This is a genomic window from Citricoccus muralis (assembly GCF_003386075.1).
Taxonomy (GTDB): Bacteria; Actinomycetota; Actinomycetes; order Actinomycetales; family Micrococcaceae; genus Citricoccus; species Citricoccus muralis.
Window position 1 is genome coordinate 819,721 of sequence record NZ_QREH01000001.1, and the last position, 12,085, is coordinate 831,805.

The window sequence follows — 12,085 nt, forward strand, 5'->3', positions numbered from 1 at the left end:
TCATCCTGATCAACAACGACCAACGATACCTAACAGTGAGGACGGCATCACCATGACCAATCCGTGGTTCGAGAGCGTGGCGGAGGCCCAGCGCCGGGCGAAGAAGCGCCTTCCGGCGTCCGTGTACATGGCCCTGGTGGCCGGTTCGGAGCGCGGCATGACCGTGCAGAACAACATCGACGCCTTCGCCGAGCTCGGCTTCGCGCCCAAGATCACGGGCAACCCGCTCGCACAGGACACCCGAACCACCATTATGGGCGTGCCCGTCGAGTCGCCGGTGATGATCTCTCCCACCGGGGTCCAGGCTGTGCATCCCGAGGGTGAGATCGCGGTCGCCCGGGCGGCGAACAACCGGGGCGCGGCCATGGGGCTCGGGGCGTACTCCTCCAAGGCCATGGAGGATGTGATCCCCGAGAACCCGGGCCGGACCTTCTTCCAGCTGTACTGGTCGGGTGGCCGTGACCAGATGCTGGCGCTCGCGCAGCGTGCCAAGGACGCCGGGGCGGCCGGACTGATCATCACCCTCGATTGGACGAACGGTTACGGCCGGGACTGGGGCAGCCCGGAGATTCCGCAGGAGATGAACCTCAAGGCCATCCTCAAGTACGCCCCGGAGATCATCGCCGGCGGCAAGTTCGGCTACGCCCTGGACTGGGCCAGAACCCTGCGCCCGCCGGAGCTCTCCGTGCCGAATGCCGTGCCGAAGGGTGAGCCGGCGCCCGGATTCTTCGAGGCCATGGGCTGGTGGCGCCAGACCGAGATCCCCTCGTGGGATGACATCGCCTGGTTGCGCCGGCAGTGGGACGGGCCGTTCATGGTCAAGGGTATCACTCGGGTGGACGACGCCAAGGCCGCCCGGGACGCCGGCGTCACCGCCGTCTCCGTGTCCAACCACGGCGGCAACAACCTCGATACGACGCCGGCCACCATCCGGCTGCTGCCCGCCGTCGCGGAGGCCATCGGCGAGGACGTCGAGGTGTACCTCGACGGCGGCATCCGCCGCGGCTCCCACGTGTACAAGGCCCTGGCCCTCGGAGCCCGCGGGGTGCTGATCGGCCGGGCCTACCTGTGGGGCATGAGCGCCAACGGGCAGGCCGGAGTGGAGAACGTCCTGGACATCATGAAGGACGGCCTGAAGGCGGCCATGATGGGCAACGGCCATGCGACCCTGTCCGAGATCTCCGCCCAGGACCTGCTCATCCCGCCGGGCTTCGCCATCACCGCCGGCGGCGACGAGGGCCACGTCTGGGGCGCTCCGGCCCTGGGCTCCTCCGCCATCGAAGGGGCTGCCGGCGGGCTGGGTCCAGCCACCCGTCCACGACTGAGCTTCTGACCCCCGCAGTACTTCTGAGCTGGGCGTTTGCCCCGGGGCGCTGGCGATCCGCCTCGGCGACTATCGTGTGATGGGAGGCACACGAGGAGGAGTCCTGGCTGGCGAGGATCAACGAAGCATGCTGTCCAGGATGGCGTCCATCCTCCGAGCCTTCGATCGGGGCGCGGAGGAACTGACCGCCACCGAGGTCAGCCGCCGGACCGGGCTGCCGGCCTCCACCTGCCACCGGATCATGCGTTCCCTGGCCGAGGAGGGAGTGCTGGAGATCGGCGAGGGGCACCGCTATCACGTGGGCCTCTGGTTGTGGGAGGTGGCCGCCCACGCGCCACGGTCCGGCGGTATGCAGCAGGCGGCACTGCCGTTCATGCAGGACCTCATGGACATCACCGGCCACCCGGTCCACCTGGCCGTGCGCGAGGGCTCGCAGGCCGTCTTCATCGAGCGGATGTCCCATTGGCGCGCGCGGAACTCCCGGCCCTACATCGGAAGCCACTACCCGCTGCACCTGACCTCGGTGGGCCTGATGCTGCTGGCCCACGCGCCCACGGAGGTCCAGGAGGACTACCTGACGGGCCGTCTGGAGCAGCGGACGCCCTTGACCGTCACCAGTCCTCAGGAACTGCGGCGGATGCTGGCCTCGATCAGGTCACGCGGCTTCGCCGTCAGTGACCGCCAGGTCGTCATGGACGCCATCTCCGTGGCAGCGCCGATCCGTGACACCCACGGCCAGGTCATCGCGGCCCTGTCCGTCAACACGCCCCTGGGGAGCCTGAAGGAACAGACCATGGCCCATGCCGTCCAGACGACCGCCTTGGCCATCACGAGGTCCATGGCACTGAACGTCCAGATGAACCGCTAGATCCGGCACATTGTGTGACTCAGATCTCACTGACTGAGATCTCCGTAGAGCTGGATCGTCCCCGTTGGCAAAGTCGTGTTCGGCGATCCATCCGAACAAGGAGTCAACGATGTCCCTGCAATCCCCACTCGTCCGATCCCAGGTCAACCGACGCGGCTTCCTCGCCGGCACCCTGGGTCTGTCTGCACTCGGCATGACCGGACTTCTCAGCAGCTGCGGTACCGCATCCTCCGGTGCCGCGGGCGGCGCTGAAGGCGGAACCGCACCGTTCACCTACCTGAGCTACTTGCCGATGGAGACGCTTTCGGTCGCTCCCGAACTGCTGGCGGACGCCGGAGGCCACTTCGAGAACCACGGCCTGAAGGTCACGTTCCAGTCCACCAAGGGCTCCCCCCAGGCCATCCAGACGCTCGTGGCCGGGGCAGGCCCGCTGACCCGTGTGGGGGCCATCGACCTGATCACGGCAGCCGCGGACGGACAGCCCCTCGTCAACGTGGGCAGCATCGTTCGCGGCTCGTCGATCCGCATCCTCAACTCCACGGCGAATCCACTGGAGAAGCCCGAGGACTTCCTCGGCAAGACCATCGGGGTGCCCTCCGAGGGCGGTACCAGCGACAAGTCGCTGTCCCTGATGCTGCACAAGGCCGGCCTGAACCCCGACGACGTCGCACGCCAGGTCGTCGGCCTGGGCCCCGGGACCTTTGAACTGGTCAAGCGTGGGGACATCGCGGGGTACATGGTCAGCATCGACCAGTCCATCGTCACCCAGCAGCAGTTCGCGGGCGAGGCACAGGCCTTCGACGCCGGCGATGCCGTGCGCGCCGACTCCCAGATCTACACCGCCACCCAGCAGTCCCTGGAGGAGCACGGTGAACACATCACGGCGTACATGGCCGCCATCCGGGATGCCGTCCAGGAGATCGTCGACGACGAATCACTGGAATCGGTCATTGAGACGATGCGGTCGAAGTACTCCTTCGGGTCCCTGGATGACGACGCCGTCGCCACGGAATCCCTGAGCCAGAGTAGGGACCTCTGGACTGCGAAGGGGACCCAGCCGCTGCTCACCACGGATGAGGGCTACTGGGCCGAAGGATACGAGGAGCTCGTGGCTGCCGGGATGGTCGAGGCCGGCTCGGACCCGTTGGAGTGGTTGGACAACAGCTACCTGCCCGCCTCCTGAGTCCCGCCCATCCCCGAGGAGCAATCATGAGCATGCAAACCCAGCCCTCCGTGGCAACGCCTGAGCCTGCGGCGCCGGACTCGAGTCCGGAGATCCGGATCTCCGGACTCGGCAAGACCTACAAGACCGAACGCGGGACCACCCACGCGCTCTCCGACATCAACCTGGACATCCGCAAGGAGGAGTTCGTCTCCCTGATCGGCCGTTCCGGTTGCGGGAAGACGACGCTGCTGCGCATCATGGCCGGACTGGTCCCGCCCACCGCCGGTCACGTCGAGATCGGCGGACGCGCCCTGTGGCACCACGAGACGGTCGACTCATCCGTCATCCGGCGTCTCGGCGTCGTGTTCCAGGATTCGAATCTCTTCCCCTGGTACAACATCGAGGACAACATCGCCCTGCCCCTGCGCCTGCGCGGGGTCAAGAAGAACGAGCGGCGGGACCGGGTCCGGGAACTGGCCGAACTGGTGGGGCTGCAGAACTTCCTCCCCAACTATCCCCGCGAGCTGTCCGGCGGCATGCGCCAGCGGGTGGCCATCGCCCGGGCACTCAGCGACAACCCCGAGCTCCTCCTGATGGATGAGCCGTTTGGCGCCCTGGACGCGCTGACCCGCGAAAAGATGAACATGGAGATCCAGCGCATCGCCCTGGCCACCCGCGCCACCGTCGTCTTCGTCACCCATGACATCGACGAGGCCGTGGCCCTGGGGGACCGGGTCGTCCACCTCACTCCGCGCCCCGGTCGTATCAAGGACGTCGTCGAGGTCCCCCTGGCCCGGCCCCGCGGAGTCGAGATCAAGAAGGACGCGGCCTTCCACGGGCTGGTCGGGAACCTGCACACCTCACTGAACGAAGAGGACGACCATGAATCGTAAGAAGCTGCTGAAAGTCCTGCCGTGGATCACCACTCCCGGACTCCTCGTGGTGCTGTTCGTGATCTGGGAACTGAGCGTCAAGGCGCTGGACGTCTCCCCGTTGATTCTGCCTCCACCGAGCATGATCTTCGAGAACCTCGGGGAACTCCTCGCGCAGCCCACCACCTGGGACAACGTGCGGGTGACCGTCATCGAGATCGTCCTGGGCTTCGTGGCCGGTGTGCTGGCCGGTGTGATCGTGGGGGTCATCCTGGGGAAGTTACCCCTGGTGGAGGCCAGCGTCAGGCCTTTGATCATCGCCCTGGAGGTGGTGCCGAAGGTCGCCCTCATCCCGCTGTTCGTCATCTGGTTCGGGTTCGGCATGACCACCAAGGTCATCATCGCCGGCCTCCTGGCCTTCTTCCCCGTCATGCTCAACGTCCTGCTGGGCGTGCGCTCCGTGGAACGGGGGCACCGGGACCTGATGCAGAGCATCAACGCCAGCCGGTGGCAGACCTTCCGGCATCTGGAGTACAAGAGCATGATGCCGCACGTCTTCGCCGGCATGGAGACGGCCATCGTGCTGGCGGTGATCGGCACCATCGTGGGCGAGTACCTGGGTGGCAACGAGGGACTGGGCTACATGGTGGTGAAGACCCTCAACGAGCTCAATGCACCGGCGTTGTTCGCGGTCATCCTGATGCTGGCCACCGTGGGACTGATCATGTACTTCATCGTGACCTCCTTCAAGCGCGTGGCGATCCCCTGGCACGAATCCGTCTATGGGCGAAAGGATGTGGGCTGAATGGAGCTGCGCAGCAACTTCCCGGTCGGCTCTCCCCGGTGGGCGACCCGCCGGACGCAATGGAAGGCACTCGGCCTCAGTGACGAGGATGTGGTCAAGCCGAAGATCGCCGTGGTCAACTCCTCCTCGAAGCTCTCTCCCTGCTTCAGCCATCTTGACGTCATCGCCGACCAGGTGGTCGAGGCCATCCGGGAGGCCGGGGCCGTGGGCTTCGAGATCAGGACGGTGGCACCCACCGACTTCATCATGGCCGCCGGTGGCCGGGGCGGCTACGTGCTGTCCAGCAGGGACCTGCTGGCCAATGACATCGAGGCGGCCGTGGAGGGCGGCCAATTGGACGGCATGATCTGTCTGGCCTCGTGCGACAAGACGACACCGGGCCAGCTGATGGCGGCCGGACGGATCAACGTGCCCACCATCGTGGTGCCCTGCGGATACCAGCCCTGCGGAATCCTGGACAACGGCGAGCCTGCGGACATCGAGGAGGTCTTCATGAAGGCCGGCCACGTGGCCACCGGGGGCATCACCATCGAGGACCTCTGCACGATCAGCGACCGGGCCATCGCCGGCCCCGGCGTCTGCACCGGCATGGGAACCGCCAACACCATGCACATCATGGCCGAGGCACTCGGCATGAGTCTGCCGGGATCGGCACCCGTGGCGGCCAACAGCACGGCGATGTGGGAGAACGCGCGTGCCTCCGCCCGGACCATCGTTGAGGCGGTGTTGGCCCAGCGTCGTCCCCGGGACATCTTGACCCCGGGCGCCTTCCGCAACGCCGTCGCGGCCGTGCTGGCCGTGAGCGGATCGATCAACAGTGTCAAGCATCTGCAGGCCATCGCCGTGGAATCCGGTGTGGACGTGGACATCAGTGCACTGTTCGCCGAGCTCGGACGCGAGGTGGGCCCGCTCACGGCCATCCGGCCGAGTGGCCCGGACAGCATTGAAGACCTGGAGGCCGCCGGGGGAGCGCTCGGCGTCCTCTTGCAACTGCGACCTGTCCTGGACCTCGAGGTCGCCACCATCGGCGGATGCACGCTGCGCGGGGTCCTGCAGCGGGCACCGGAGCCGGACGCCAGCATCATCGGCCCCCTGCACGAGCCGCGTGCCACACACGCCACCATCCAGATCCTGTACGGGACCCTGGCGCCGGCCGGTTCGATCGTCAAGCTCTCCGCCACCGAACGCCGCCAGGACAGCTTCGAGGGCCCTGCCCTGGTCTTCGAGGATGCGGCAGAGGCCATCTCGGCCATCAACGCTCATCAGGTCGAGGCGGGCTCCGTGCTGGTCCTGCGCGGCCTGGGACCCTCCGGCACACCGGGAATGGGGATGGCGTCCAATGTCGTGTTCGCCCTCAACGGTGCCGGACTCACCGGTCAGGTGGCGGTGGTGACCGACGGCCAGCTCTCCGGGCTCGTGAACCAGGGCATCGTCGTCGGCGAGGTCAAGCCGGAAGGAGCCCTGGAGGGGCCCCTCGGGCTGGTCCACGACGGCGACCGGATCCGTGCCGACATGCCGGCCAGGACCGTCGACCTGCTCGTGTCCGGGGAGGAGCTCGAGCGACGCCGGCTGACCCGGCCGGCCCGCGAGCCCGCCACGACCGGTGGCTGGTTGGGCGTCTATGCCCGGACGGTCACCCCGCTCGAACGCGGCGCCACCCTGGTCCCCGACACTGCCCCCGCACTGCAGCACCACCACTACGCCAAGGACTCCTGATGCCCCACAAACTGACCGACGTGAAGATCCACACCGTCACGAAACCACCGAGCGGACCGCTGGAGGAACTGCGCGGAGACCTGTGCGTTGTCGGTGCCGGCATCGCCGGCGTCTCCGCCGCCCTGACCGCGGCGGGCCTGGGCCGGCGGGTGATCCTCGTGGACGCCCTGCCCATGCTCGGCGGGCAATGCGCGAACTCCCTGATCGGACTGTTCTGCGGTGTCTACGGCAACGGACCGGAGTACCGCCAGCTCACGCACGGGCTCTTCGACCGGATGTTCCCCGCCCTGGAGAAGACGGGCGACCTCTCCTACAACCACCGCCACACCATCACGGTGAACTATGACGAGCACGCCGTGGGCCGCTGGATGGAACGAGAGATCGTCCAGGCGGGTGTGGTCCCCGTGACCGGAGCCTCCATCCTCTCGGTGGACAACGACGCCGGCCACCTGCGGTCTGTGACGTTCGCGACGCGCTACGGACTGCTGAAGGTCGAGGCGGACGCCTTCATCGACGCCTCCGGAGACGCCGCCCTGACCTGGGAGGCAGGCCTCGAATGCCGCGTCCCGGAACGGACCATCTGGGGATCGCAGCAGGTGCGCGTCGAGGGGCTCGTCCCCTCCGCCGCGCCGGACCCCCAGGACCTGGCCCAGAGTGTGTACGACCATGCCGAGGAGTACGGGCTGATCCGTCGGGACGGCCTGGCCTTCTTCTTTCCCGGCCGGGACACGGCGGTCCTGAACATGACCCACATCGAATCCCCCCTCGAGGCTGTCGGGGCCGCTGAAGCCCAACTGCGCGGCAAGGACCAGGCCGATCGCGTCATCCGATTCCTCCGGGACCACCATCCGGCGGCCTTCGGCCAGGCCTCCGTCCGCTTCTATGGTCTTCCGGGCCGGCGCCAGACCCGATGGATCGCCGGTGAACATCAGCTCACCGAACACGAGGTGCGCTCAGGGTTCCGGTTCGAGGATTCGATCGCCCGGACCTCCTGGCCCATCGAACTGCATGACCAGCCCGAGGGATACGTCTGGGAGCAATTCGACGGCGAACACGTGCACTATGTGCCCCTGGGGAGCATCACCCCCCGGGGTGCCGTCAACCTGCTGGCTGCCGGACGGTGCGTGGACGGCGACGCGGCCGCCCTCTCCAGCATCCGCGTGATGGGCCCCTGTGCGGCCATGGGCGAGGCCGCGGCCCACGCGCTCGACCTGGCCGACGGCGGTCCCGTGGCCGAGATCGACCTGCCCCAGTTACGCGAACGCATCCGGGCCAATATCGGTCCGGACGAGGCCGGAGACGGCACGGTCCCGGCAGGCGTGCCGTCCAGCAACCGTCAGGACGAAGAAGAGAAGGAGCACCTCCATGCAGCTCACTGACGAGGACCGGGCCATGCGGGACGGGCGGGACGGTGACGCCGTGGCGGCAGCCATGGACCTGCTGCTCCGCTACGGGGAGGGACTGGGGGCCGAGAGGCTGTGCAGTGTCCGCAATGTGGCCGGAACGTCGACCCAACCCACCCCCGCGAAGGAGAAGATCGCCGCCGAGGGCGGCTGGAACAAGGCGTACGCCGTCATCAACCTCGACTGCGATGACGAGATCGAGATTCCCAAGATGCGGGTCCCCACGTGCCAACTGCAGCACGGCTTCAGTGCCGATGCCCTCAACGTCACCCCCTACAACCCTCACCTGGTCGAGCTGCAGGCCGAGGCAGAGGCCTTCGCCAGTGATCGGGGCATCAACATCCTGGCCACGTGCACGCCGTACCAGGTGGGAAACCTGCCCGTGCGCGGAGAGCACATCGCCTGGATGGAGTCCTCCGCGGTGGTCTACGCGAACTCGGTCATCGGGGCCAAGTCCAATTGCGAGGGCACTGCGTCGACAGGAGCGGCCGGACTGACCGGCCGCATCCCCTATTGGGGCAATCACCTGGACGAGAACCGTCACGGATCCCACCTGATCCGCGCGGACGTGCCCATCGACTCGTTCCTGGACTGGGGACTGTTCGGGTACTTCGCGGGGCAGGTGGTCCAGGAGGAGCGGCCCGTCCTGACGGGGGAGCTGGCCCTGCCCAGCCAAGCCGACCTGAAGCACCTCGGGGCGGCCCTGGCCACCACCGGGGGCGTGGAGATCTTCCACCTGCCTGGTGTCACACCGGAGGCACCCTCGGTGGAAGCCGCCTTCGGCCCGCACCGGATCCCGGATCCAGTGGCGTTCACCGCCTCGGATCGACGCGACATGTACGAACTGCTCAACAACCAGGGTGACACCGAGGACGTCGACTTCGTGCTGCTGGGCTGTCCTCACGCCTCCCTGGACCAGCTGGGGGAGATCGCCGCCCTCTTGGACGGGCGGACGCTGCATCCCGGGACGGAGTTGTGGATCATGACACCGCGGGCTCTGCGGGCCGTGGCAGACCGCAACGGTTACACGGAGGTCATCCACCGTGCCGGTGGACGGTTGTTGACGGACTCCTGTCCGGCCATGTCCCGGACGGCGCCGACGGGGACGCGGGTATTCGCCACCGACAGCGCCAAGCAGGCCCACTATCTGCCTGCCATCCTGGGGATCGAGGCCTGGTTCGGCACCACGGCCGATTGCGTGCAGGCCGCGATCACTGGAACCTGGACTGGAGAGCTGTCATGAGCGTGCCGTCCGCAGAAGCCCACGCCGTGGTATCCGGAACGGTGCTGAGGGGTAGGGGGATCGTTCCCGGAATCGTCCGGGCCGAAGCCCTCGTCTCGCCGGAGACCATCTCCGGCTGGGGTGGCATCGACCCGGCCCAGGGCACCATCATCGAACGGCGTCACGCCTTGTTCGGGGTGTGCTTCACCGGCAAGGTCCTCGTCTTCCCCGGGGCCAAGGGCTCGTCCGGCTGGTCAGGCTTCTTCCAGAGCACACGGTTGCTGGGAACGGCTCCGGCAGCGATGGTGTTCACCACGGTGACCACCAAGGCCGTGCTCGGCGCCGTGGTGACTCGTGTACCGACCGTCAGCGAGTTCGACCGTGATCCGGTCCAGGTCATCCGCACCGGAGACATCGTGGAGGTCGATGCCGACGCTGGAACCGTCACCATCGTGGGGTAGGGCCTCGCCGGAGGCGGGCCGGCGAGCGGAACGTTCGGCCAGGAGACTGCCGGTAGCGTGGAGACCATGAAAGCGACCTTCATGTACGGTGCCGGAGACGTCCGCGTCGAGACCATTCCCGCCCCGAGCCTGATCGAGGCGACGGACGCCGTCATCCGCACGGTGCGTTCCTGCGTGTGCGGCTCGGACCTGCATCCCTATCACTCGATGGAGGTCTCGGAGCAGGGCAGCCCGATGGGCCACGAAGTGATGGGCGTGGTGGAGGAGGTCGGCGCGGCCGTGACCTCGCTGCGCCCGGGCGACCTGGTGATCTCCTCCTTCACCTACCAGGACAACACCTGCGAGTTCTGCCGTGAGGGATTCCACGTCTCCTGCCTGCATGGAGGGTTCTTCGGTGGCCAGGGGATCGGCCTGCAGGCCGAGTTCGTCCGCGTCCCGCTGGCTGACGGCACCCTGGTGGCTGTCCGGGCCGCCGACGGTTCTGCCGTCGATGAGACGGGCAACGGCTCCGAGGAGCTGCTCGCGAGCCTGTTGAGTCTCTCGGACGTCTACCTCACCGGATACCACGCCGCGACGATGGGCCAGGTGGGCCCCGGGCAGACCGTGACCGTGATCGGTGACGGTGCCGTGGGTCTCTCCGCCGTTTTGGCGTCCCGCCAGCTCGGCGCGGACCGGATCATCCTCATGGGCCGGCACGCCTCACGCACGGACCTGGGCCGTGAGTTCGGTGCCACGGACGTCGTGGCCGAACGCGGTGAGGAGGGCATCGAGCTGGTGCGGGACCTCACCGGTGGCCACGGTTCCCACGTGGTGCTCGAGGCTGTGGGCCATCGTCCGGCCTACGAGCAGGCGGCTGGGGTGGTGCGCGCCGGCGGGACGATCTCCCGCGTGGGCGTTCCCCAGTACCGGGAGGCTCCGATCGGCGGCAGCCTGTTTCTGAACAACATCACGCTCACGGGAGGCACGGCTCCCGTGCGCCGTTACCTCGAGTCCGCCACGGCACAGGTCGTCGCCGGAGAGATCAACCCCGGGCGGGTCTTCGACGTCGCCATGCCGCTCACGCAGGCACCGGCCGCCTATGCCGCCATGGACCGCCGCGAGGCCCTCAAGGTGATGCTGGTCCCCTGAGCCAGGTGACCAGAGCTATGGGAGCCGCTTCACCTGTTCGGCCCACGCGGAGGGTCCTGCGAGGAATTCCTCGTCCGTCAGCACGGCCCGGTCGAGGGCGCTGATCAGCCCCTCGCGGTCCAGGTCCAGGCCGATGAAGGCCAGGCTCTGGCCGACGGTCAGGGGGTCCGTGTCCGCCCAGGGGTCCAGCAACAGCTCGAGGTCGTCGTCGAGACTGACCGGGCTGAGCGCCATCACTTTGCCCACGTGGTTCCAATGGCCGGTGACGTTGGCGCTGCTGGCCACCCGGCAGTAGCCGGCGGAGCGGACCACGGTGCCGAACCGCTCAGGGGTCATCAGCTCGTGGACCAGCTCATGCATCCGCACGGGATGGAACGGCCGGGCGCAGTCGTAGTGGAGGGCCGCCACGCGGTCATCATGGATGAAGGTCTCGAACTCGTTGGCCAGCACGTTGACCCAGCCGGGGCGGTCCAGGTGTGCGTCATAGCCCGGGGCCGCGGGGAGAGCCGGCAGGGTGTCCCGGATGTCTGCCAAGTCCTCCAGCAGGCGCACTCGTGCGCGCGGACTGAGGTGGTGGACCAGTGCCAGCAGGGTTCGGAGCTCGTCCGTGGGGACATCCTCCCAGTTGACCAGGACGATCAGGGAGGCATACTCCACATGGGTGATGGATACGAGGGACCGAGCCGTGGCCGTCGACGGGTGACCGCTCCGGGGGACCAGGTAATCCTCGCGGAACAAGTCCTGCACGCCATGTGCGGCGTCCACCACGCAGATCACGTCCTCCAGCCGCGCGGCGGACGCGGTCGAGGACAGTTCGGCGGTGAGATCTGCCGTGGACACCCGGTCGGGGATCTCCACCACGGCACCGGCCGGAGTCTCCACCCGGGCAGTCAGCCGACTCGCCTCAGACGCGGGCTCCTCGGCGCCCCGCAGCTGGAAGGAGGTCACCAGCTGCCGGTCGAGAGTCCGGGCCAACTCGGTGGCATATTCCAGCCGCACGTCCGGGCGGGTGCCCACCACGGCGAGCACGGGCACACCGGCGGGACGCTGTGCGTTGTCCTGCGAGATCATGATGACGTTCCCCTCATTGGTAAGGTGAACCTAACCTAAAGTGCCTGAGG

11 protein-coding genes are annotated in these 12,085 nt (G+C 67.7%); 10 read left to right on the forward strand and 1 reads right to left on the reverse strand.

Annotation, left to right across the window (positions count from 1 at the left end):
* The first annotated feature begins 52 nt into the window (after positions 1-52).
* From mftD to C8E99_RS03610, 10 genes are all read left to right on the forward strand, one after another.
* The gene (gene mftD / locus C8E99_RS03565; RefSeq protein WP_115931140.1) at positions 53-1,333 is read left to right on the forward strand and encodes a pre-mycofactocin synthase MftD; all 1,281 of its coding nucleotides are present in this window, start codon (positions 53-55) and stop codon (positions 1,331-1,333) included.
* Positions 1,334-1,451: 118 nt separating this feature from the next.
* Positions 1,452-2,192, forward strand: a complete 741-nt coding sequence (locus tag C8E99_RS03570) for an IclR family transcriptional regulator (RefSeq protein ID WP_170144517.1) — start codon at positions 1,452-1,454, stop codon at positions 2,190-2,192.
* A gap of 109 nt (positions 2,193-2,301) precedes the next feature.
* Entirely contained in the window at positions 2,302-3,375 is a 1,074-nt protein-coding gene (locus C8E99_RS03575; protein ID WP_211308976.1) for an ABC transporter substrate-binding protein, read from the forward strand.
* 26 nt (positions 3,376-3,401) lie between these two features.
* Positions 3,402-4,250: an ABC transporter ATP-binding protein gene (locus C8E99_RS03580; RefSeq protein ID WP_115931142.1), complete on the forward strand. Its 849-nt coding sequence runs from the start codon at positions 3,402-3,404 to the stop codon at positions 4,248-4,250.
* Positions 4,240-5,034 carry an ABC transporter permease gene (locus tag C8E99_RS03585; protein WP_170144518.1) on the forward strand — a complete coding sequence of 265 codons (795 nt, stop codon included), beginning with the start codon at positions 4,240-4,242 and terminating at the stop codon, positions 5,032-5,034. The genes C8E99_RS03580 and C8E99_RS03585 overlap by 11 nt, the downstream gene beginning before the upstream one ends.
* Positions 5,035-6,750 (forward strand): dihydroxy-acid dehydratase, encoded by a 1,716-nt coding sequence (locus C8E99_RS03590; protein WP_170144519.1) that lies wholly within the window; start codon positions 5,035-5,037, stop codon positions 6,748-6,750. It abuts the gene before it with no gap.
* A complete protein-coding gene (locus tag C8E99_RS03595) occupies positions 6,750-8,129 on the forward strand; it encodes an FAD-dependent oxidoreductase (RefSeq protein ID WP_115931143.1) in 1,380 nt (459 codons plus the stop codon). Before C8E99_RS03590 ends, C8E99_RS03595 begins: the two co-directional genes overlap by 1 nt.
* Positions 8,116-9,396, forward strand: a complete 1,281-nt coding sequence (locus C8E99_RS03600) for an aconitase X (protein ID WP_115931144.1) — start codon at positions 8,116-8,118, stop codon at positions 9,394-9,396. Before C8E99_RS03595 ends, C8E99_RS03600 begins: the two co-directional genes overlap by 14 nt.
* Positions 9,393-9,836, forward strand: a complete 444-nt coding sequence (locus tag C8E99_RS03605; protein WP_115931145.1) for an aconitase X swivel domain-containing protein — start codon at positions 9,393-9,395, stop codon at positions 9,834-9,836. Before C8E99_RS03600 ends, C8E99_RS03605 begins: the two co-directional genes overlap by 4 nt.
* A gap of 66 nt (positions 9,837-9,902) precedes the next feature.
* Positions 9,903-10,964 carry an alcohol dehydrogenase catalytic domain-containing protein gene (locus tag C8E99_RS03610; RefSeq protein ID WP_211308977.1) on the forward strand — a complete coding sequence of 354 codons (1,062 nt, stop codon included), beginning with the start codon at positions 9,903-9,905 and terminating at the stop codon, positions 10,962-10,964.
* Between the two features lie 15 nt (positions 10,965-10,979).
* Here the strand turns inward: C8E99_RS03610 and C8E99_RS03615 are convergent, their stop codons facing one another.
* Positions 10,980-12,035: a GTP-binding protein gene (locus C8E99_RS03615; RefSeq protein ID WP_115931146.1), complete on the reverse strand. Its 1,056-nt coding sequence runs from the start codon at positions 12,033-12,035 to the stop codon at positions 10,980-10,982.
* Between the last annotated feature and the right edge of the window lie 50 nt (positions 12,036-12,085).